A 21,612-nucleotide genomic window follows, 5' to 3' on the forward strand; every position below is an offset into this window, starting at 1 on the left:
CCGCCGCGTGGAGATCGTCCTCCGCTAAGCGGTCGCGACAGCGACTTCGCCTTCACGGGAAGGGGCGCCGAAAGGCGCCCCTTTCTGCGTTGCAGCACCGCCGTCTCTCCGGCAGAATTCATTCAACTGTTTGGCGTAAACTTCCCCCGATGAAGACGGCTGCCTCCCCCCGCCGCCTGGCCCTTGCGATCGCGATCCTCGCCCTTCCGGCGGCCCCGATCCCTGCCCTGGCCCAGGCGCAATTCGTCACCGGTCCCTACGTGGCCGGCGGCGCGGGCGTGAACCTCGTTCCCGACACCGACCTCAACATCGACCGCTCGCTCTCGGCAGCACTCGGCGCGGCGGGCTATGCGCCCTCGGGCAGCGTCGGGTTCGACATCGGATTCGGCGGCGTGCTCAGCCTCGGCTGGGGCTTCGGCAACGGCCTGCGGACCGAGATCGAAGGATCCTGGCGCAGCAACTCGGTCGAGAGCGTCTCGGGCGTGGCGGGCTGGAGCACCCTCAACGCCTTCGGCGGCCGGCAGGAGAGCTGGGGCGTCATGGGCAACGTGCTGCTCGACCTCGGCATCGTCGGGCCCGTGGTGCCCTATGTCGGCGCCGGCGCCGGCTACATCGTCACCGACTGGTCGGGCGTGCGCGGCGTCGGGCAGAACGGCGCCCTGCGGATGACCGTCGACGACAGCAACGGCCAGTTCGCCTACCAGGGCATTGCCGGCCTTGCCTTCCCGCTCGACTTCGCGCCCGGCCTGACGCTGACCGCCGAGTACCGCTTCCTCGGCACGCTGCAGCCGCGCCTGCAGGCCCGGTTCGAGAATCCGGCGACGGGCGCGCTGGTCGCCCGCGGCACGATCGAGCCGGACAACTACAACCACTCGCTGCTGCTGGGGCTGCGCTACGCCTTCAGCCGCCCCGCCCCGGCCGCCCCGCCGGCCCCCGCCGCGGCGCCAGCGGCCACCCGCAGCTTCCTCGTCTTCTTCGATTGGAACCGCGCCGACCTGAACGAACGCGCCCGGCAGATCGTCGGCGAGGCCGCGCAACAGGCGCGCGCGCAGCGCAGCACGCGCATCGAGGTCGCGGGCCATGCCGACCGCTCCGGCACCGTGCAGTACAATCAGGTGCTCTCGCGGCGGCGGGCCGAGACGGTCGCGGCCGAGCTCGTGCGCCTCGGCGTCGCGCGGGAGGAGATCACCGTCACCGCCTTCGGCGAGAGCCAGCCTTTGGTGCCGACCGCCGACGACGTGCGCGAGCCGCAGAACCGCCGCGTCGAGATCGTCATCCGCTGACGACACACAGCCCCTGAAACGCAGAAGGGGCGGCCCTGCGGCCGCCCCCCTGTCCGTCCGTTCCTGATCCGCGGATCAGCGGCGCGAGGCGCGCGCCGCCGGACGCGCCGGCGTCGCGCCACACTCGCCCGGGGTATAGGACTGCGGGATGTTGCGCTCGGCGGCGAACTTCGCGAGGTCGGAGGACGGCGTCGCCAGCGCCTGGGCGAACAGCGCGGTCGCGTCGGTGCAGAAGAAGGACCCGGAGCGGATCGCGTCCTCGGAATGCTCGTTCGCCAGCGTGGTATTGAAGGAATCCTGGCGCGTGCGGCCCTGGCCGCCATAGGTGCGGGTGAAGTGCACCGCGGCGGTGCGGTTCGCATTGGCCAGATCACCGCCGAACCGGCGCATGAACTGGTTGTACGGCTCCGCCTGGCGGCACTGCAGGGCGCTGACCATCAGGTAGCTCTGCAGGGCGCGGACATCGAGCGCGGAGCGCTCTTCCGGCCGCAGGCAGCCATCCGCCAGGGCAGGCCCGGCGATGGCGATGCCGCAGATCGCGGCGATGAAGGTACGGGTCTTGGTCATGGGCGCCGGGCGCTCCCTGTCACGATGGAACGGGCCCGGCGCATCGCCCGACTCCCGCGGGCGCCACGACAGGACTCCTGATCGCGCTCATTACCGCGCGACCGCGCTCGGGGGAATCGGAATTTTGTTTCAATCGCCAGCGGAACCAAGTGGTTGCGTGCCGCCGTGAAGACGGCGCCGCAAGGTCAAGCCGCGCGGCGCTCCGTGAGGCGCTTCCGGCAGCGCCCGAAGCGGGCCAGCCCTTCCAGGCGGCGGTCGAGGAAGTCGAGCGCGGGGCCGATATCCTCCGAATCGTCGCGCAGCCAGAAGGCCAGGGTGGCGCCGTAGATCGCCGCGAGGCTCGCCCGCCGCGTGTACCAGGAGAAATCCGCCGAGTGGTCCCCGGCCGCATGCCAGATGGCGCTCGCGCTCCGCGCCGCGGTGCGCAGCCCGAGCGGCACGTTCCAGGGCAGCGCGAGCATCGCCATGGCCTGGCGCAGCGCGTCCTTGTGCGGCGCCGCCAGGCGCAGCCGCGCGGCGACCAGCGCGCGGATGCGGTCGGGCGTGCGCAGCCCCGCGAGGTCGCCCGCGACCGCGGCCATTTCCCGGTCCGTCAGGTCCAGCCACGCATCGATGGCCGAGACCGCGCCGCGCGGAAAGAGGAACTCGACATCCTCCGGCGCCATGCCGGCATCGGCGAGGCCCGCTGCGATGGCGCGGCGCGACCAGCCCATCGCGGGTACCAGGGGCAGGATCGCCCGCAGCGCGGCGTCGCGGGCCGGGCGGTCGGCTTCGGTCAGGGTGGTCATGTGTCCTCCTTCGCCGTGCGGGCCTGGGCGCGAGCGAGTTCCTCGACGAAGCCGAACTGCCCGAGATCCTCCATCCGCATCGGATAGAGCACGCCGTCCAGGTGGTCGGTCTCGTGCTGCATGACACGGGCGACGATGCCGGCGGCCTCGCCTTCGATCTCCCGGCCATCCATGTCGATGCCGCTGAAGCGCAGCCGGGAAGCCCGCCGCACCGCCCCGCGCAGGCCGGGGATGGACAGGCAGCCTTCCCAGGCGAGGTCCGTCTCCTCCCCCACCTGCTCGAGTTCCGGGTTGATCAGGGCCGAGACTCCCCCTGCCCCGGTCCGCCAGACGAACAGGCGCAGCGGCACATGGACCTGCGGGGCGGCGAGGCCGATGCCCCCGGCATCCTCCATCGTTTCGGCCATGTCGGCGATCAGGCGCCGGATCTCGGGCGCGGTGGGGTCCGCGACCTCCTCCGCGCGGCCGAGGAGGACGGGGTGGCCCATGCGGGCGATCTTGAGGAGGGCCATGACGCTCCGAGGGGCGAAAAACGGTTGCGCAGCACACATATAGGGGCCTCGGGGCGCATGCGAGGGCTTCCGGCGCGTTACGAATCCATGCTACACGCTGCCGCGAAGCGGACCGGGTGACCGGTCGCGCCCGATTTCGTGCTTTCTGAAACCCAGTTCGCGCAGGAGGTTGCGCCGCGTGCAAGTCGTCGTTCGTGACAACAATATCGACCAGGCGCTGAAGGCGCTGAAGAAGAAGCTGCAGCGGGAAGGTGTGTTCCGCGAGATGAAGCTTCGCCGGCACTACGAGAAGCCGTCCGAGCGCCGTGCGCGCGAGGCCGCCGAGGCCGTCCGCCGCGCCCGCAAGGTCGAGCGCAAGCGCCTGGAGCGCGAGGGCTTCTGAAGCCCTGACCGCCGCCCCGGACCGGGGCGGCCCCGAGGCACAAGCCGCGGCGTGGGGGATGCCCCGCGGACCGCGGTTTTTGCTGTTCCAGCCCTGGCATGGACGTTGCCTGCCCCTGGTCCGCAAACCAGGAGCCCGCCCTTGCCCCGCACCATCACCCTGCCCGCCCGCCCCGAGCCCATCACCGTCACCGTCGAGGAGACGGCGCTGGTGATCGTGGACATGCAGAACGCCTACCTCTCCAAGGGCGGATACATCGACCTGGTGGGGTTCGACGTCTCCGGCGCCCCGCCGGTCATCGAGGAGACGGCCCGCATCGCCGCGGCCTGCCGCGCCGCGGGCCTTCCCGTCATCTACCTGCAGAACGGCTTCTCGCCGGACCAGCGGGAGGCGCCGCCCTCCGCCCCCGTCTGGCACAAGTCGAACGCGCTGAAGTTCATGCGCGCCAACGAGGCCTATGCCGGCCGATTGATCACCCACGGCACCTGGGACCACGAGATCGTCCCCGAGCTCGCCCCTCAGCCAGGCGACATCGTGGTGCCGAAGGCGCGCTATTCGGGCTTCGCGGGCACCACGCTCGAACAGGTGCTGTCGTCGCGGCGCATCCGCACCCTGCTGGTCTGCGGCGTGGCGTCGAATGTCTGCGTCGAGAGCACGATCCGCGACGCGTACCACCGGGAGTTCTTCCCCGTCATGCTGACGGACGCGACCATGGCGGCGGGGCCGGGCCAGCAGCAGGCCACGGAATTCAACGTCGAGCACTTCTTCGGGTGGCTGAGCAGCGGCGCCGAACTGAGGGCCGCGCTGATGGCGAACGCCTGACAAAAAGCATGGGGGAGGTGAACCTCCCCCAGACCCCCTCCCTTCTTTGATCACTTGGTACCAAAGAATGTGGAGGGGGGTCCGGTCCCAATGGCGTTGCGGAGCGACGTCACTGGGGGCCCGGTTCCGGGGGAGAAGTTCCCTTCTCCCCCGGCCTTCCTTACCTCTGCAGCGCCTGCACGATCTCCTGCGTCACCTTCTTGGCGTCGCCGAAGAGCATCATAGTGTTCGGACGGTAGAACAGCTCGTTCTCCACGCCGGCATAGCCCGAGGACATGCCGCGCTTGATGAAGAACACCGTCTTGGCGCGCTCCACATCCAGGATCGGCATGCCGTAGATCGCCGAGGACTTGTCCGTCTTCGCCGCCGGGTTGGTCACGTCGTTGGCGCCGATGACGAAGGCGACGTCGGCATCCGCGAACTCGGGGTTGATCTCCTCGAGTTCGAACACCTCGTCGTAGGGCACGTTCGCCTCGGCCAGCAGCACGTTCATGTGCCCGGGCATGCGGCCGGCCACGGGGTGGATCGCGTACTTGATCTCCGCCCCTTCCTTCTTGAGCAGGTCCGCCATCTCGCGCAGCACCTGCTGGGCCTGCGCCACCGCCATGCCGTAGCCCGGCACGACGATGATCTTCTGCGCGTTCTTCATCATGTAGGCCGCATCTTCCGGCGAGCCCGCCTTGACCGGCGGGCGGTCGCCCGCATCGGCCCCGGCCGCGGCCGTGCCGCCCTCGGACCCGAACCCGCCCAGCAGCACGTTGATGATGCTGCGGTTCATGCCCTTGCACATGATGTAGGACAGGATGGCGCCCGACGCACCGACCAGCGCGCCGGTCACGATCAGCAGCAGGTTGCCGATGGTGAAGCCGATGCCCGCCGCCGCCCAGCCCGAATAGCTGTTCAGCATGGACACCACGACCGGCATGTCCGCCCCGCCGATCGGGATGATCAGCAGGAAGCCGAGCGCGAAGGACAGGATCGCGATCAGCCAGAACAGCACGCCCGAGCCGGTCGCGACGAAGATGATCACGAGCAGCAGGAGCAGCAGACCGAGCCCGAGGTTCAGCCAGTGCTGCCCGTTGAAGGTGATCGGCGCGCCCGACATCTTCCCCGCGAGCTTCGCGAAGGCGATGACCGAGCCCGAGAAGGTGATGGCGCCGATGGCCAGGCCGAGCGACATCTCGACCAGCGAAGCGGCCTTGATGTGGCCCCGCGTGCCGATGCCGAAGCTCTCCGGCGCGTAGAAGGCCGCCGCCGCGACGAAGACGGCCGCCATGCCGACCAGCGAGTGGAAGGCCGCGACCAGCTGCGGCAGCGCGGTCATCTGGATGCGCTGGGCGACGATGGTGCCGACCGTGCCGCCGATGCCCAGCCCGGCGATGATCAGCACGATGCCGCCGAAGCCCATCCCCTTGGTGAAGAGCGTCGCGACGATGGCGATGCCCATGCCGATCATGCCGAACAGGTTGCCCTGCCGGCTGGTCTCGGGGTGGGACAGCCCGCGCAGCGCCAGGATGAAGAGGACCGAGGCGACCAGGTAGGCGAGGGTCGAGAGCGTGTGGCCCATCGGCTCAGCTCCCCTTCTTCTTGAACATGGCGAGCATGCGCCGCGTCACCATGAAGCCGCCGAAGATGTTCACGGCGGCGAGCGTCACGGCGAGGAAGCCGAAGATCCGCGCGGCGACCCCGTCCGCCGTGCCGGCCGCGAGGATCGCGCCCACCACGATGACCGAGGAGATGGCGTTGGTGACGCCCATCAGCGGCGAATGCAGCGCCGGGGTCACGTTCCACACCACGTGATAGCCGACGAAGCAGGCCAGCAGGAAGATCGTCAGCAGGTAGAGGAAGGGTTCGGCCGCCGCGGCGACCGGGGCGGCAGCCTCGGCCATGCGGCGCGCCTGCTCGGCGAGCTCGAGCGCACGATGCGCCGCGGCTGTCGCCTGGTTGGCGAGTTCGGTCGGATTCATCGTCCCTGCCCCCTTACGCCGCCGGCTTCATCAGCGGATGGACCACGGCGCCGCCGCGGGTGAGCGTCACGCCCTTCACGATCTCGTCCTCCTCCGGCAGCTTCGGCGCCTTCGCCTCCTTGTCCCAGAAGGTGGACAGGAAGGTGAGGAGGTTGCGCGCATAGAGCGCCGAGGCCGCCGCCGGCAGGCGCCCGGGCCAGTTGGTGAAGCCCAGTATCTTCACCCCGTTCTCGGTCACCACCATCTCGCCCGGCTGGGTCAGCGCGCAGTTGCCCCCGGCATCGGCCGCGATGTCCACGATGACCGAACCCGGCTTCATCGAGGCGACCATGGCCGCGGTGACCAGCGTCGGCGCCTTGCGGCCCTGCACCAGGGCGGTGCAGACCACGACGTCCTGCTTGGCGATGTGGGCGGCCACCACCTCGGCCTGCTTGGCGTAGAACTCGGCCGACAGCTGCTTCGCGTAGCCGCCGGCGGTCTGGGCGGCCTTGCTCTCCTCGTCCTCGTAGCCGACGAAGGAGGCGCCGAGGGACTTGATCTCCTCCTTCGCCGCGGGCCGGACGTCGGTCGCCGAGACGCGGCCGCCGAGGCGGCGGGCGGTCGCGATGGCCTGCAGGCCGGCCACGCCCGCGCCCATGATGAAGGCATTGGCGGCGGGCACCGTGCCGGCCGCCGTCATCATCATCGGGAAGCCCTTGTCGTAGGCGCCCGCCCCCTCGATCACCGCGCGGTAGCCCGCGAGGTTGGCCTGGGAGGAGAGCACGTCCATCGACTGCGCGCGGGTGATGCGCGGCAGGAGCTCCATCGAGCAGGCCTCGATCCCGGCCCCGGCATAGCGCCCGGCGGCCTCGGCATCGGCGGCGAGCGTGCCGATCAGCAGCGCGCCCTTGCCGATGGCGGCGAATTCCTCATCGGTCGGCGCCCGGACCTTGAGGACGATGCCGGCCCCGGCCAGGGCCTCGGCGGCCGAGGCGGCGAGCGTCGCGCCGGCCTCCGCGTAGGCGGCGTCGGTGATGCCCGAGGCGAGGCCCGCCCCCTGCTCGACCGCGATATCGAGGCCCATGCCGATGTATTTCTTGACCGTCTCGGGCGTTGCCGCGACGCGGGTTTCCCCGTTTCGCCGTTCCTTCAGAACCGCAAGCTTCATGCGGGAGGTCTCCCTGGGCCCGAGTGGTGGGCTTCGCACCTACAGGGGGCGCAGCGGGGTGTCCAGCATCCTTCCGCGGGGCCGGAACGTTGGGCCGCCACGCCCGGAATCCGAACGCGTCCGGGGCGGTCAGGCCGTCCCCGGCACCCCCGCCTCGACCAGCGCCGCCTGCTGGCGCTGCGCGAGCTGCGCCGCGTCGAAATTGGCGATCAGCTCGTGGAACAGGTCATGCCAGTTCACCTTGGCGCCGAGCCGGAGGAAGACCGAGCCCAGCCCGATCGCCGCGCGGTCCATCAGCGGGAACTCCCGCGGCACCCGCACGCCGCCGGTGCGCTTGAGGCCGGCATGGACCTCCTCGGCGATCTTCCGGCCGTAGTTCGGGTCGTCGTTCACCTGGATCGGGCGCACGCGGTCGTCCAGCAGCGGCTCGTAGAGGAAGCGCGCCCACATGGTCAGCACTTCCATCGTCTCCCGCTTCAGGTCGCGGAAGCCCCAGATGCGGTAGGCCTCGACCGCCTTGTCGAAGTCGTCGTCGCGCACCGCCTCGTAGAGCATGATGACGCCGCCGATGAAGCTGGGCGGGAAGACGCGGATCACCCCGAAATCGAGCAGGTTGATCCCCCAGCCGCCATTGTCCGGCGCGTCCCCGCGCACTTGGTAGTTGCCGAGATGCGGGTCGCCGTGGATGACGCCGTAGCGGTAGAGCGGCACGTACCAGGCGCGGAACAGGGCGCGGGCGTAGGCGGCGCGCTCCTCCTCCGGCGGGTCCTCGTCGATGCGGGCCTGGATGGCGCGGCCGTCGAGCCAGGTCATGGTCAGCAGCCGCCGGGTGCAGAAGCCCTCGACGGGTTCGGGCACGCGCACGCCGGGCACGCCCTTCAGCATGAGCCCATAGAGGCGCTGCTGCGCGGCCTCCCGCAGGTAGTCCAGTTCCTCCCGCAGCCGGTCCGACAGTTCGGCATAGGCCTCGTCGTTCTCGAGCGTCGGGTCCATGCGGCGGTAGATCGCCATGGCGATCTTTAACTGCCGGAGGTCCGCCTCGACCACCGAGGCCATGTCCGGATACTGCAGCTTGCAGGCGACGCGGCGGCCATCCGGCAGCACGGCGCGGTGCACCTGGCCGAGCGAGGCGGCGGCGGCCGCGTCCCGCTCGAAGGAGGCGAAGCGCGTCTCCCAGGCCGGGCCGAGCTCGCTCGCCATGCGGCGGCGGACGAAGGGCCAGCCCATGGGCGGGGCATTGGCCTGCAGCGTGGCGAGTTCCTTCGCGTATTCCGGCGGCAGCGCGTCCGGCACCGTGGAGAGGAACTGCGCCACCTTCATCATCGGGCCCTTGAGCCCGCCGAGGATGGCCTTGAGGTCTTCGGCATGCGCCGCGCTGTCGGCCTTCATGCCGAACAGGCGCTGGCCCGCGACGCGCGCCGCGATGCCGGTGACCGCGCCCGAGGTGCGCAGCATCCGCCGCGCCTCCCCGAACAGCGTGCTGCCTTCCCGCTCAGCCATCCGCGCGCTCGAGTTCGTCGATGAAGCCGGAGATGACGTCGAGGCCCTTGGTCCAGAAGGCCGGGTCCGCGGCGTTCAGCCCGAAGGGCGCGAGCAGTTCCTTGTGCCGCTTGGTGCCGCCCGCGCGCAGCATGTCGAGGTATTTCGCCTCGAAATCCTTCACGCTGCCGTCGCGGTAGACGCCGTAGAGGGCGTTCACCAGGCAATCCCCGAAGGCATAGGCGTAGACGTAGAAGGGCGAGTGGATGAAGTGCGGGATATAGGCCCAGTAGACGCCGTAGTCCGGGGTGAACTCGAAGGCGGGGCCGAGGCTTTCCGTCTGCACCTGCATCCACAGCTCGGCGATGCGCTCGGCCGAGAGCTCGCCCTTGCGGCGCTCGTCATGGAGCAGCGTCTCGAAGCGGTAGAAGGCGATCTGGCGGACCACCGTGTTCAGCATGTCCTCGACCTTGCCGGCGAGCATCGCCCGGCGGCGCTTCGGGTCGGTCTCGGCGTCGAGGACGGCGCGGAAGGTCAGCATCTCGCCGAAGACCGACGCCGTCTCGGCGAGCGTCAGCGGCGTCGAGGACATCAGGTAGCCCTGCGCGCCGGCGAGGATCTGGTGCACCCCGTGGCCCAGTTCATGGGCCAGGGTCATCACGTCGCGCGACTTGCCGTGGTAATTCAGCAGCAGATAGGGGTGCGCCGAGGGCACGGTCGGGTGCGCGAAGGCGCCAGAGGCCTTGCCCGGCCGCAGCGCGGCGTCGATCCAGGGCTTGTCGAAGAAGCGCCGGCCGATCGCGGCCAGTTCCGGGCTGAAGGCGGCGTAGGAGTTCAGCACGCGCTCCACCGCCTCGTGCCAGGGGATGCGGCGGTCATCCTCGTCCGGCAGCGGCGCGTTGCGGTCCCAGTGCTGCATGATCGGCAGTCCGAGCCACTTCGCCTTCATCGCGTAGTAGCGATGCGACAGGCGCCCGTAATTCGAGGTGACGGCCGAGACGAGCGCGTCCACCACCTCGTCCTCGACCATGTTGGAGCGGTTTCGGTAGGAGCCCGGGCGCGGATAGTGGCGCCACTTGTCCTCGATCTCCTTGTCCTTCGCCAAGGTGTTGGTGATCAGCGAGAACAGCCGCACCCGCTCCCCGAAGGCCGTCGAGACGCCCTTCGCCGCCGCCTCGCGCTTCGCACGGTCGCGGTCGGAGAACCGGTTCAGCGCGGCCGAGACGGTCAGCTCCTCCTCGCCCACCTTCACCTTCATGTTGGCGATGGTCTCGTCGAACAGGCGGTTCCAGGCGGAAGCCCCGGCGACCTCCTTCTCGTGCAGCAGCTTCTCGACCTCGTCGGAGAGCTGGTGCGGGCGGAAGACGCGCAGGTCGCGCAGCCAGGGCCGCCAGCGGCGCAGCGCCTCGGACCCGCCGGCCTTGCTCTCGAGCAGGTGGTCCTCGAGCCGGTTCACCTCGAGGGTGAAGAACAGCAGGTGGGAGGAGATGTTCGTCACCCGCTCCTGCATCGTCTGGTAGAAACGGCCATTGGCCGGGTCCTGCGCGTCGCCGCTGAAGACCAGGCCAGCATAGGAGGTGACGCGGCCAAGCCGCTCCCACAGCCCCTCGTATTCCGCGATGCCCTGGGCGAGGGCGTCGCCGGTCAGGCCCGCGAGCCGACCCTGGTAGCGCGTCTCGAAGGCGCGGGCGTCGGCCTCGGCGCGGTCGAGGTCGGCCGCCAGCCGCGGGTCGTCCGGCGCGGCATAGAGGTCGGAGAGGTCCCAGACAGGCAGCGCCGCGTCCGAGGCGGCGGCAGTGTCGAGGGGGGCGCGGGCGGGGGTCGGAAGGGCGTTCGTGCTCACGTGGCCCATATAGGCCAAACGGGAGCATGGCCAAGCGCTGCGGCGCCCCTTACACCGTTTCGCCAGCAAGTCCGGGGGAGGCACGATGCCGAAGTTGCAGCGGAACTGGCCGACGCTGCCGGCCATGATGCTGGCGCTGGGCGCCGAATGGGCGGACCGCCCGCTGTTCCGCTACTGGCATGGGGGCGCCTGGCAATCCCTGCGTTGGGGCGATTTCGCGCTGCGCGTGGCCTCGGTCGCCGCCTTCCTGCGCGCCAAGGGCGTCGGGCCGGGCGACCGGGTGATGCTGGTCAGCGAGAACCGGCCGGAATTCCCGATCGCGGATACCGCCATCATGGCGATCGGCGCGGTCACGGTGCCGACCTACACGACCAACCTCGCCGCGGACCACGCCCATATCCTGCGCGATTCGGGGGCGCGGACGGCGATCGTCTCGACCCGCAGGCTGGCCGAGAAGGTGCTGGAAGGCGCCGCACTGGCGAACGGCCTCGACCTGCTGATCACCTTCGAGGATCCGCCCACCGATGCCGGGCTCCTCGCCCATGGCTGGGCGGAGGCGATCGCGACGCCGGGGGATGTCGCCGCCCTGCATGCCGAGGCCGAGGCCGCGCCCACCGACAGCCTCGCCTGCCTGATCTACACCTCGGGCACCGGGGGGCTGCCCAAGGGGGTGATGCTGCCGCACCGGGCGCTGCTGGCGAACCGGGCCGGGGTGGTGCCGCTGGCCGAGCGGCTCGGCCTCGAGGGCAAGCCCTATCTCTCCTTCCTGCCGCTGTCCCATTCCTATGAGCACACGGTGGGCGGCTTCCTGCTGCCCTCGGTCGGGATGGAGGTGGTCTATTCGCGCGGCGCCGACCGGCTCTCCCACGAGCTGGCCGAGATCAGGCCCGCTGTCCTGACCGCCGTGCCGCGCCTGTTCGAGGTGCTGCGCGGGCGCATCCTGCAGGGGCTGGAGAAGGAAAGCGCCTTCAAGCGGCGCCTGTTCGACCGGACGGTGGAACTCGGCCTGCGGAAGATGGACGGGCCGCCGCTCGGCCTGTTCGAGAAGCTGCAGGACCTGGTGCTCGACCGCCTGGTGCGGACCAAGACGCGGGCGCGCTTCGGCGGGGAATTGCTGGCGATGGTCTCCGGCGGGGCGCGGCTCGACCCGGACCTGTCGGGCTTCTTCCTCGCCCTCGGCCTGCCGGTGCTGCAGGGCTACGGGCAGACCGAGGCCGGGCCGGTCGTCTCGGTGAACCTGCCCTGGGCCAACCACCGCCACACGGTCGGCCCGCCGCTGCAGGGCGTGGAGTTGCGCATCGCCGAGGATGGCGAGGTGCTGGTGCGCGGCGACCTCGTCATGACCGGCTATTGGAACAACCCCGAGGCCACGGCCGCCGCCCTCCGTCCCCCGGTCGGCGAAAGCGGCGACTGGCTGCACACCGGCGATGTCGGCGTCCTCGAGGACGGCTACCTGCGCATCACGGACCGCAAGCGGGACTTCATCAAGACGCTGGGCGGCGACATGGTCAGCCCCGCCAAGGTGGAGTCCCTGCTGATGGCGGAACCCGAGGTCCACCAGGCGGTGGTGGCCGGCGAAGGCAAGCCGGGCATCGTCGCCCTGGTCGTCCCGGCGGACGGCATGGCCGACAAGGTCGCCGAGGCGGTGCGCCGGGTGAACGGCAAGCTCGCGACGATCGAGCGCATCCGCCACTTCGCGGTGACCGAGCCCTTCACCATCGACAACGGCCTGCTGACGCCGACGATGAAGGTGAAGCGGCGCGCGGCGATCGAGGCGCGCACCGGGGAGTTCGAACGCCTCTGGGGCTGAGGGGATGTCGGGGAATGCGCCTCCCGGCGCATTCCGGGGCCCGGGCATCGACATCCGCTTTCCGAGCGCCGCCGAGGACGCGGCCCGGCGGCGGACGGGTCGAGCAGGTCCCGAGGCGCTGGACGCGCGATCCGGGCGGGTGGAGGCTCGGCGCATGACGACCTCCCCTTCCGACGCGCTGGCGGCGCTGTGGCGCCTCGCCGGTCTCGATCCGGCGGCGATGCCGGCGGCGCACCTGGCCGGTGCCGATCCCATCCAGCCATCGACCTTCGCGGTCGGCGCCTCGGCCGTGGCAAGCATCGCCGCAGCCGGAGCGGCCGCCGCGGCGATCCACCAGGCGCGCGGCGGGCCGGCCCAGCAGGTCGCAGTCGACATGGCCCATGCGCTGACGGAGTTCCATTCCGAGCGCCACCTGCGCGTCGACGGGCGCGAGGTGTATGAGGGCTGGGACCGCATCGCCGGGCTGCATCCCTGCGGCGACGGGCGCTGGATCCGCCTGCACACGAATTTCCCGCATCACCGGGACGCCGTGCTGCGCGTGCTCGGCTGCGACTATGACCGCGAGGCGGTGACGCGTGCCCTCGGCGCCTGGAAGGCCGAGGAGGCGGAGACCGCGATCTACGCTGCCGGCGGCGTCGCGACCATGACGCGCGGCCTCGATCAATGGGCGGCCTCGCCACAGGGGCAGGCAGCGGGGTCCCTGCCGGCCGTGGTGATCGAGCGCATCGGGAATGCGCCGCCGACGCCGCTGCCGCCGCTCGCCGCGCGGCCATTAGAAGGCATCCACGTGCTCGACCTGACCCGTGTCATCGCCGGGCCGGTCGCCGGGCGGACGCTGGCGGCGCATGGCGCGGAGGTGCTGCACGTCACCAGCCCGACCCTGCCCAGCCTGCTGCCGCTGGTGATGGACACCGGGCGGGGCAAGCGCTGCGCGGCGCTCGACCTGCGCGACCCGGCCCAGGCGGCGACGCTGCGGGGCCTCGCGGGCCAGGCGGATATCTTCCTGCAGGGCTACCGCCCGGGCGCGATCGCCGGGCTGGGTTTCACGCCGGAGGCGCTGGCGGCACTGAAGCCCGGCATCGTCTGCGTGTCGCTGTCCGCCTTCGGGCATCTCGGGCCCTGGGCCGGGCGGCGGGGCTTCGACTCCCTGGTGCAGAACGCGAACGGCATCAACGACGCTGAGGGCATTGCCGCGGGCGAGGCGAAGCCGCGCCCCCTGCCCTGCCAGGCGCTGGACCATGCCTCGGGCTACCTGCTGGCCTTCGGCGCCATGGCGGCCTTGCTGCGCCGCGCGACCGAGGGCGGATCCTGGCTGGTGCGCGTCTCGCTCGCCGGCACGGGGGAATGGATCAAGCGGCTCGGGCGCGTCGAGGGCGGGCTGGCGGCGCCGGGCATCGCCGACATCGCGCCGTTCCTCGAGGAGAGCGACAGCGGCTATGGCCGCATGACCGCGGTCCGTCATGCGGCGGTACTGTCCGCGACGCCGGCGCATTGGGCGCTGCCGTCCATGCCGCTCGGGAGCCATCCGCCGGCCTGGCAGGGTCCGTGACAGCGGCGGGCGATCCCGCCGGGCGGGCGCTCGCCGGGCTGATCAAGGCGAGCCTCGACGGCATCGCGCGGCTGGAGGCCGCCGCACGCCGGATCGATCCGGAGACCATCTTCGACCTCATCGCCGGCTTCGAGGGCGCCGATGCGGAGGTCGCGGAGGCGCTGGCGCTGTCCCGCGCGACCGATTGGCCGGAACGGCACGGCCCCGTGCGCGCCTGCGTCGAGGCTTCGGCGGAGGCCGCGGCGCAGGGCCTGTCGGCGCTCGCGCGCGCCGCCGAGGCGCCCGACCCGCTGCGCGCCGCCGGGCGCGCCGTGCGTGCCGCACCGCGGGCCAGCGAAGCGATCTACCCCCTCGCCCCCTTCGTCACGCTGGTGAGCGACGCCTTCCTCACCCCGGCCGCGCGGGCGGACGAAGCCCTGCGCACGCGCATCTCCGCCACGCCGCCCGGGCGCGAGGGCACCGGGACGATGCATCTCGGCGGCCCGCCGGGCACGCGCGGCGGCGCGGCGGTCTACATTCCCGAATACCTGGCCGAGGACGAAGCCGCGCCGCTGGTCGTCGCGCTGCATGGCGGCAGCGGGAACGGGCGGGACTTCCTCTGGACCTGGCTGAAGTATGCGCGCAGCCGCGGCTGCATCCTGGTCGCGCCGACCGCGGCGGGGGACACCTGGGCGCTTGGCGAACCGGCGATCGACGCGGCGCACATCGCGGGCGTGATCGCGGCGATCGCCGCACGCCGCGCCATCCATCCAGCCCGCCGCCTGCTGACAGGCATGAGCGACGGCGGGACCTTCACCTACACCTACGGGCTTGGCGCTGGATGCGGCTTCAGCCACCTCGCGCCCGTCGCGGCGGCGTTCAACCGCTTCATCATGGGCTTCGCCGATGCGGAGCGCATGGCCGACCTGCCGATCCGCATCGTCCACGGCGCGCAGGACTGGATGTTCCCGGTCGAGACTGCGGAGGCCGCAGCGCGCGCCCTGGCGGCCGCGGGCGCGCGCGTGGAGTTCGAACCGATCGAGGACCTCGCGCACGCCTATCCGCGCGAGGCGAATGCACGGATCCTCGACTGGTTCCTCGCGGACTAGGCCGCGATCGCGCTCACGCCGGGCACCGCGCCGCCGCGCAGCGCGCCCGGTTCCGTGCGCCCCCACTGGACGCGATGGCCTTCCGGCAGCGCGCGGCTTTCCGGCACGGCGAGCCAGATCCGCTGCAGCACGCGGTGCTTGCCGCTCGTCGCATCGTCCGCATAGGCGGTGCGGCCGTGATAGGTGACGTGCTGGTTCAGCAACTGGATGTCGCCCGGCGTGAAGGGCGCCTCGGCGCAGAGCTCGTCGGCCAGCGCGGCGAGCATGTCCATCGCCTGGATCTGCGCGGGTTCGAGGGGCGGCACGCCCGGCTGGTCGTGTGCCATCTCGACATAGGTGCGCGAGTACTGGCTGGTGAACGCGCCGCCCGGGCCGCGCGCGAAGACCGGCATGCGGAAGACGCGGTCGCTGTGGCCGACCCCTTCCTCGTCCGCCGGGCGCATGCGCCAGAAATCCTGGTACAGCACGCGCAGCAGGTCCGGCCGCCGGCGCGCCATCTCGTCATGGATCGCGACGGTCGAGACGACGCGGGAGACGCCGCCCTCGATCCCGTTGGACGCGCAGAGCAGCGCCAGCACGTCGCATTTGTCGGTATGGAAGCGCAGCGGCCCGGTGGAGCGCGACCGCGCGCGAGCCGAGGGCACCGGCCCGCTGCCGCCGCCGGTCACGGCGATGCCCTTGCCGGTCTCGTCCTTCACCTCGGCGAGCACCTCGCCGGTCGTGTTCTGCAGCAGCGGCGTGCCGATGTTGCAGGCCAGGCCCCAGAACAGGCGCTTCAGGTCCTCGGTCGCGATGCGATCGACCGGCAGGCCCGACAGGCGCACCACGCCGGCGCCATGCTCCAGTTCCTGCCCGACCTCAGCCAGCAGGGGCGCGAGTGCCGGGATGGCAAAGGCCTCGCGGCCGAAGCGCGGCGGGGCGCGGCCGGCCTCCCGCACCGACGCCGTCGCGGCCGCGAGCGCGGCGATCTCCTCGGCCGTCAGCCGCCGCGGCCAGAAGCCGCGCGTGGCGAGTTCGGCGCCGCGCCAGGCGGCGGCGCCACCGATCGGGGCGATGGTCTCGGTCATGGGCGTTCCCCTCAGTTCACGCTGATGCCGCGCTCGCGGATGATCGCGGCCCAGCGGGCGCTTTCCGCCGCGATGCGCTCGGCGAAGCCGGCACGGGTGTTGGGCAGGTAGATCAGTCCCTGCTCGGCCAGGAATTGCTGCATGTCGGGGCGCTGCGCGACCTCCGTATAGACCGCGTAGAGCCGGTCGAGCACCGCATCGGGCGTCCGTGCCGGCGCGATCACGGCATACCAGGTCGAGACCTCGATCCCCGGCTGCCCGGCCTCGGCCAGCGTCGGCACCTCGGGCAGTTGCGGCACGCGCGTCGGCGTGGTGACGGCGAGCGCGCGCACCCGCCCGTCGCGGATCGCGGGCAGGATGGTGGGCAGCGTCTCGAACATCGCCTGGATGTCGTTCGCGAGCAGCGCGATGAGGCTGTCGGTATTGCCGCGATAGGGCACGTGCTCCATGGCGATGCCGTCGCGCTGCCTGAACATCTCGAAGATCAGGTGCTGCGCCGTGCCGATGCCGACCGAGCCGTAGTTCAGCCGTCCCGGCCGCGCCTTCGCGAGCGCGATGAGGTCAGCCACCGATTGCGCCGGCAGGTCCTTGTTCACCACGAGCACGAGCGGCGAGGCCGCGAACATCGTCACCGGCGCGAGGTCCCGCGCCACGTCGAAGGGCATGTCGCGGTACAGGTTCGGGAAGATCGTCAGCGGGCCGAGATTGCCCATGCCGATCACGTAGCCGTCCGGCGCGGCGCGCGCGACCTCGGCCACGCCGATCCGCCCGCCGGCGCCCGGCTTGAAGTCGTTGACGATGGTCTGGCCGAGGGCGGCGCCGACGCGGTCGTTGAAGGCCCGCGCGATCAGGTCGTTCAGCCCGCCCGGCGGCCAGGGCACGACGAAGCGGAGCGGCCGCGAGGGCCAGGGCGCCTGCGCACGGGCGACGCGTGCCGCGGCGGCGAGGCCGAGCAACGCCGGCAGGGCGCGACGGCTGGTCTGGAACATCGGCGGGTAGGCCCTCGCGGCGGTCTTGAAGGAGGCCGGAGCGTCCGTCGCCCCGCGCGGCCGGTCAAGCCAGCCCGGTCAGTCGGGCAGCACCGACGCATCGAGCGGCAGCACCGCCCCCATCCAGACCGCGTGTTCGAGGTGGTCCGCCTTCTGCCGCCCGGTCTCCGGATGGACGAGCACCGTGAGCCCCTCCCGGTTCAGCGCGATGAAGGGCATCAGGGTGGGGAACAGCGCCGGATCGAAGGCCACCTGGTACATCGCCTGGGGATGCGGTCCGACCGGCACGTCATGCCAGCGCCCGAGCCGCGCCTCGGGGAAGGCCTGGGCGATGCCCTCGCGCAGCCGGGCGGCGGCCTCGCGCGTCGTGGGGTCGTAGTAGATATGGGCGTGCCAGCCCTTGATGCTGTCGGGTGCGGCGAACATCGCGGCCGCGCTCAGCCCCGAAGCCCGGGGGCGGATGGGTGGAACGGCGCAGCGCGCAGGATGTGCATGACCTTTTCTCCCCCCGGCGGGGAGAGACTGCCACGGCCCGGTGCATCGCGGAACCGTGAACCGGGGAGCCTCCCGGACGAGGAACCGCGCGGCCTATCGGTCCCGCCGCGCCTGCGCCGCCTTCACGAAGGCCGATACCCGGCCGATCTCGCGCGGGTCGGTCCGGACCATGCGCTTACGACTGGGCTTGGCGTGCATGCCGGCATCGGCGCTGTCGCCGGCCGCAGGGTGGTGCGCCCTGGCAGCCCGCTTGCGCGCCAGCGCATCGCGGAGCGCGGCGGCATGCCAGGCCCGCCGCGCCTCGCCCTGCAGGATCTCGAGCCGATGGTTCACTCGCTTCAGCGCGGCCGCGTAGACCTGCTTGCGACGGGCGAGCGCGACGTCGTTGCCGGCGGTGGCGCGCGCCTCCCCCTTACCGCGGCGGGCGCGGCGGTTGGTGTGCAGCATCCCGCGCAGGCGGTCGCGCTGCTCTCGCAGGCTGCGCGCCAGGGCGAGGACCTCCTCGGCCGGAAGGTCGGCGAGCGCGGGGTAATGGCTGGGGGCGAGCGTGGCGTAGTCGTCGCCCAGGATCCTGCGTTCGGCGGCGATGCTGGCGGCCATGGCGGCGGCTCCCTTCGTTGCGTGACGCGGCAGGATGCCAGCCCGCGACGCCCGGCCGGAAGGATCGCCGCGACGGGCGGGACACCCGGCACGGACGCGAAACGCGCGGCCTACGCCGGGTGTCGCCTCACAAGGGCAGGATGATCGGGATCAGCAGCACGCAGACCAGCATCACCACGATGCTGAACGGCACGCCGACCTTGATGAAGTCCCCGAAGGTGTAGTTGCCCGGCCCCACCACAAGCGTGTTCACCGGCGAGGAGACCGGCGTCATGAAGGCGGTCGAGGCCGCCAGCGCGACCGTCATCGCGAAGGGATAGGGCGAGACGCCGATCTCCTTCGCCACCGCGAGCGCGACGGGGGCCATCAGCACCGCGGTGGCGGTGTTGGAGATGAACAGCCCCAGCATCGCCGTGATGACGAAGATCACCGCAAGGATGACGCGAGGTGCCGCTTCCCCCGCCAGCGCGACCACCGCATCGGCCGCGAGGTCGACGCCGCCGGTGCGTTGCAGCGCGACCGAGAAGGGCAGCATGCCGACGATCAGCACCAGGCTCTTCCACGAGATCGACCGATAGGCGCTGTTGAGGTCGATGCAGCCGAACAGGCCCATCAGGAGGCAGCCGATCAGCGCCGCATGGACGTTCGGCACGATGCCGCTGACCATCAGGCCGACGGTCAGCGCCAGGATCGCGATCGCCTGCGGCGCCCGGCCGGCGGCGGGCAGCAGGTCCGCGTGCTCGGCCGGCAGGTTGAGGATGACGAGGCCGCGCCCGTCGGCCTGCAGGCGGCGGATATCCGCCCAGAAGCCGGTCAGCAGCAGCGTGTCGCCGGCCTTGAGCGTCTCCTCCAGCAGGTCGGGGCCGACCACCGTGTTGCCGTGGCGCAGGCCGATCGCCGTCAGGCGGTATTCGGCGCGCATCCGCGCCTGCAGCACGGTCGATCCGACCAGCGGGGAATCGGGCGTCACCACCGCCTCGACCATGCCGATCTGCTGGGAGCGGTCGAGGAAGAAGCCGCCTTCGGCGAGCGGCAGCACCTCGAGCCGGTACTCCTCGCGCATCGACCGCATGCGCTCGGGCGTCATGCGGACGTCGATCAGCACCACGTCGCCAGGCTGGATCTCGGTGGCGCCGCTCGGGCGGATCAGGTCGGTGGCGAAGCGGCCAGGGCGCTCGATGGCGAGGATGTTCACCCCCTCCTGGCGGAGGTTCAGCCCCTCGAGGCGCTGACCGACCAGCGGGGAGTCCGGCGTGACGCGCAGCCGGAAGGCCCGCCCCTCGAGGTCGTAGGTCCGCGCCCATTCGCCGAGGCTCGGCGCGCGGCGCTGCTCGCCAACCTGCTCTCGCCGGTCGGGCAGCAGGCGGCTGGCGAGGAGCATGTAGCCGATGCCGAGCACCAGGATCGGGATGCCGAAGGGGGTGAAGGCGAAGAAGGAGAAGCCGGCATGGCCCTGGCGGACGAGCTCGGCGCTGACAACGAGGTTCGGCGCGGTCGCGACCAGCGTCAGCATGCCGCTGATCAGGGCTGCGGCCGACAGCGGCATCATCAGCCGGCTCGGCGCGCCGCCGGTGTTGCGGCAGATGCGCAGCACGATCGGGATGAAGATCGCCACCACCGCCGTACCGCTCATCACCGCGCCGAGGCCGGCGACGGCGAGCATCACCAGGATCAGCAGCAGCGTCTCGCTGTCGCCCGCCTTCTCGTAAAGCAGGTCGCCGATCCGCTGGGCGGTCCCGGTGCGGACAAGCCCCTCCCCGATCACGAAGAGCGCCGCGATCAGGACGATGGAGGGATCGGCGAAGCCGGCCAGCGCCTCGTTGATCGAGAGCACGCCGGTGAAGGGCAGCAGCACGATCATCAGCAGCCCGACCGCGTCCATGCGCGGGCGGTTGACGATGAACATGGCGATGGCGGCGAAGAGCAGCCCGAGGACGAGGAGGAGGTCGGTGTTCATGGCGTGCAGGTCCGGCGGCGCCTCATCCGCGGGCGGCGAGCAACGGCCGCAGCGCGTCGCTCGCGCCGATCAGGATGATCTGGACGCCGATGCAAAGGAGGAGGAAGGCGGTCAGCTTCGTCGCGATCAGGGTACCCTGCGGGCCGATCCGCCGCGCGATCGCCTCGGCATAGGCGTAGGCGAGCCAGACGCAGGCGCCGATCGAGGCCGCGACCAGCAGCGACGACAGCGCGCTGACCAGCAGCACGTCCTGGGATGACGCCGTGCGTTCGGCGCCGAGCGCGATGGATGCCGCGATGGAACCGGGACCCGTCGTCAGCGGAAGTGTCAGCGGGAAGAAGGCCATGCGCTCGATCGGCGCGGTGTCCATGGCCTTGGGCGCTTCCTTCGCCGCGGGCTCGGCGCGCAGCATGGTCCAGCCCGAGGCCGCGACCGCGAGCCCGCCGCCGATCCTCAGCGCCTCGAGCGAGATGCCGAAGAAGGACAGCACGCGTGATCCGAGGAACATCGCGATGACCACGACGATGAAGGAATTGATGCCGATCTGGCGCGCCAGGCGGGATCGCTCCCGCGGCGTGAGCCAGCGCGTCATGTCGTGGAAGACGAAGGCGATCCCGAAGGGGTTGATGATGCTGATCAGCGTCGAGAAGCCGAACAGCCACGACGAGACCAGCTTGGCGATGAGGAACCCGTCGATCATCGCCCGCGCATCCTCAGCGCAGCTCGATCGTCACCCCGGCGTCGTTGAAGCGGAACTGCCCGCCCGTGCGGTCGGTGCGCAGGCGCAGCTCGACACCCGCGGCATTCCGCAGCCAGCGCGTCTCCGGTCCCGAGGCGCCGTCCCCGCGGTAGCGGGGCGTCACTTCCTCGGTGTAGCGGCCGGAGAAATCCTCGAGCCGGCGCAGTCCGAAGACCTCCCCGCGCGCGGAGAGCGAGGAGACGCCGACCGAGCCGGCCTCGATCCCGCGCACCGAGAAGCGATGCTCCTCTCCGCGGAAATGCAGCCGTCCGCCGCCGACCGAGGCCCCGACGGCGAGGACGCCGACGCGCACCTGCTCGATCTCGACCGTCGCGTCGGGATTGGGGTCGCGCCGGGCGCGCTGCTGGGCCTGGGCCGGCAGGGCGGCCAGGACGGGCAGCAGGAGGGTGATCAGGCGGCGTGTCGGCGGCACTTGCTGGCTCCAGCGGCGGGCACGGCGATGCGGCAGGCCGGCCGGATCCGGCCGCCGCGGGAATCGCAGGTCCATGATGCCGCATCGCAGCGCGC

Annotated in this window: 21 protein-coding genes; 6 read left to right on the forward strand and 15 right to left on the reverse strand. The window is 71.4% G+C overall.

The window, feature by feature from the left end; all coding sequences use genetic code 11:
- The first annotated feature begins 149 nt into the window (after positions 1 to 149).
- Positions 150 to 1,283: an OmpA family protein gene (locus tag GWK15_RS24000; protein ID WP_168043946.1), complete on the forward strand. Its 1,134-nt coding sequence runs from the start codon at positions 150 to 152 to the stop codon at positions 1,281 to 1,283.
- 75 nt (positions 1,284 to 1,358) lie between these two features.
- Here GWK15_RS24000 and GWK15_RS24005 read toward each other — a convergent pair whose 3' ends face one another.
- The 3 genes from GWK15_RS24005 to def form a co-directional block, all read right to left on the reverse strand.
- Positions 1,359 to 1,850, reverse strand: coding sequence for a hypothetical protein (locus GWK15_RS24005; protein ID WP_168043947.1), 492 nt, complete (start codon positions 1,848 to 1,850; stop codon positions 1,359 to 1,361).
- Between the two features lie 185 nt (positions 1,851 to 2,035).
- On the reverse strand, positions 2,036 to 2,638 hold the full coding sequence (locus GWK15_RS24010; protein ID WP_168043948.1) for a COQ9 family protein: 603 nt from the start codon (positions 2,636 to 2,638) through the stop codon (positions 2,036 to 2,038).
- Positions 2,635 to 3,150 (reverse strand): peptide deformylase, encoded by a 516-nt coding sequence (gene def / locus GWK15_RS24015; RefSeq protein ID WP_168043949.1) that lies wholly within the window; start codon positions 3,148 to 3,150, stop codon positions 2,635 to 2,637. The genes GWK15_RS24010 and def overlap by 4 nt, the downstream gene beginning before the upstream one ends.
- A 178-nt stretch (positions 3,151 to 3,328) precedes the next feature.
- Here def and rpsU point away from each other — a divergent pair, with 178 nt between their 5' ends.
- Both rpsU and GWK15_RS24025 read left to right on the forward strand, forming a co-directional pair.
- Positions 3,329 to 3,532, forward strand: coding sequence for a 30S ribosomal protein S21 (gene rpsU, locus GWK15_RS24020; RefSeq protein WP_007006360.1), 204 nt, complete (start codon positions 3,329 to 3,331; stop codon positions 3,530 to 3,532).
- A gap of 141 nt (positions 3,533 to 3,673) precedes the next feature.
- Entirely contained in the window at positions 3,674 to 4,354 is a 681-nt protein-coding gene (locus tag GWK15_RS24025) for an isochorismatase family protein (RefSeq protein ID WP_245211877.1), read from the forward strand.
- A 160-nt stretch (positions 4,355 to 4,514) separates the two neighbouring features.
- Here the strand turns inward: GWK15_RS24025 and GWK15_RS24030 are convergent, their stop codons facing one another.
- The 5 genes from GWK15_RS24030 to GWK15_RS24050 form a co-directional block, all read right to left on the reverse strand.
- A complete protein-coding gene (locus GWK15_RS24030) occupies positions 4,515 to 5,921 on the reverse strand; it encodes an NAD(P)(+) transhydrogenase (Re/Si-specific) subunit beta (RefSeq protein ID WP_168043950.1) in 1,407 nt (468 codons plus the stop codon).
- Between the two features lie 4 nt (positions 5,922 to 5,925).
- Positions 5,926 to 6,321 carry an NAD(P) transhydrogenase subunit alpha gene (locus tag GWK15_RS24035; RefSeq protein ID WP_168043951.1) on the reverse strand — a complete coding sequence of 132 codons (396 nt, stop codon included), beginning with the start codon at positions 6,319 to 6,321 and terminating at the stop codon, positions 5,926 to 5,928.
- A 13-nt stretch (positions 6,322 to 6,334) separates the two neighbouring features.
- Complete coding sequence (locus GWK15_RS24040) at positions 6,335 to 7,468, reverse strand: Re/Si-specific NAD(P)(+) transhydrogenase subunit alpha (protein ID WP_168043952.1); 1,134 nt, start codon at positions 7,466 to 7,468, stop codon at positions 6,335 to 6,337.
- A 129-nt stretch (positions 7,469 to 7,597) separates the two neighbouring features.
- Entirely contained in the window at positions 7,598 to 8,968 is a 1,371-nt protein-coding gene (locus GWK15_RS24045; RefSeq protein WP_168043953.1) for an ABC1 kinase family protein, read from the reverse strand.
- On the reverse strand, positions 8,961 to 10,790 hold the full coding sequence (locus tag GWK15_RS24050) for a M3 family oligoendopeptidase (protein ID WP_456306873.1): 1,830 nt from the start codon (positions 10,788 to 10,790) through the stop codon (positions 8,961 to 8,963). The genes GWK15_RS24045 and GWK15_RS24050 overlap by 8 nt, the downstream gene beginning before the upstream one ends.
- 85 nt (positions 10,791 to 10,875) lie before the next feature.
- On the opposite strand from GWK15_RS24050, the gene GWK15_RS24055 reads away from it, so the two are divergent.
- From GWK15_RS24055 to GWK15_RS24065, 3 genes are all read left to right on the forward strand, one after another.
- Positions 10,876 to 12,600 (forward strand): AMP-dependent synthetase/ligase, encoded by a 1,725-nt coding sequence (locus GWK15_RS24055; RefSeq protein WP_168043955.1) that lies wholly within the window; start codon positions 10,876 to 10,878, stop codon positions 12,598 to 12,600.
- Positions 12,601 to 12,754: 154 nt separating this feature from the next.
- The gene (locus tag GWK15_RS24060; protein ID WP_168043956.1) at positions 12,755 to 14,149 is read left to right on the forward strand and encodes a CoA transferase; all 1,395 of its coding nucleotides are present in this window, start codon (positions 12,755 to 12,757) and stop codon (positions 14,147 to 14,149) included.
- A complete protein-coding gene (locus GWK15_RS24065; RefSeq protein WP_168043957.1) occupies positions 14,146 to 15,237 on the forward strand; it encodes a phospholipase in 1,092 nt (363 codons plus the stop codon). Before GWK15_RS24060 ends, GWK15_RS24065 begins: the two co-directional genes overlap by 4 nt.
- Here the strand turns inward: GWK15_RS24065 and GWK15_RS24070 are convergent.
- From GWK15_RS24070 to GWK15_RS24100, 7 genes are all read right to left on the reverse strand, one after another.
- A complete protein-coding gene (locus tag GWK15_RS24070) occupies positions 15,234 to 16,304 on the reverse strand; it encodes a TauD/TfdA family dioxygenase (protein ID WP_168043958.1) in 1,071 nt (356 codons plus the stop codon). The genes GWK15_RS24065 and GWK15_RS24070 overlap by 4 nt on opposite strands.
- A gap of 11 nt (positions 16,305 to 16,315) precedes the next feature.
- Positions 16,316 to 17,293 carry a Bug family tripartite tricarboxylate transporter substrate binding protein gene (locus GWK15_RS24075; RefSeq protein ID WP_168043959.1) on the reverse strand — a complete coding sequence of 326 codons (978 nt, stop codon included), beginning with the start codon at positions 17,291 to 17,293 and terminating at the stop codon, positions 16,316 to 16,318.
- 78 nt (positions 17,294 to 17,371) lie between these two features.
- Entirely contained in the window at positions 17,372 to 17,719 is a 348-nt protein-coding gene (locus GWK15_RS24080) for a DOPA 4,5-dioxygenase family protein (protein WP_168043960.1), read from the reverse strand.
- Positions 17,720 to 17,881: 162 nt separating this feature from the next.
- Complete coding sequence (locus tag GWK15_RS24085) at positions 17,882 to 18,388, reverse strand: hypothetical protein (RefSeq protein WP_168043961.1); 507 nt, start codon at positions 18,386 to 18,388, stop codon at positions 17,882 to 17,884.
- Positions 18,389 to 18,515: 127 nt separating this feature from the next.
- Positions 18,516 to 20,345 (reverse strand): SLC13 family permease, encoded by a 1,830-nt coding sequence (locus GWK15_RS24090; protein WP_168043962.1) that lies wholly within the window; start codon positions 20,343 to 20,345, stop codon positions 18,516 to 18,518.
- Positions 20,346 to 20,367: 22 nt separating this feature from the next.
- Complete coding sequence (locus GWK15_RS24095; protein WP_168043963.1) at positions 20,368 to 21,045, reverse strand: MarC family protein; 678 nt, start codon at positions 21,043 to 21,045, stop codon at positions 20,368 to 20,370.
- Between the two features lie 13 nt (positions 21,046 to 21,058).
- Entirely contained in the window at positions 21,059 to 21,592 is a 534-nt protein-coding gene (locus tag GWK15_RS24100) for a hypothetical protein (RefSeq protein ID WP_168043964.1), read from the reverse strand.
- Between the last annotated feature and the right edge of the window lie 20 nt (positions 21,593 to 21,612).

The organism is Neoroseomonas oryzicola (assembly GCF_012163135.1).
GTDB lineage: Bacteria > Pseudomonadota > Alphaproteobacteria > Acetobacterales > Acetobacteraceae > Neoroseomonas > Neoroseomonas oryzicola.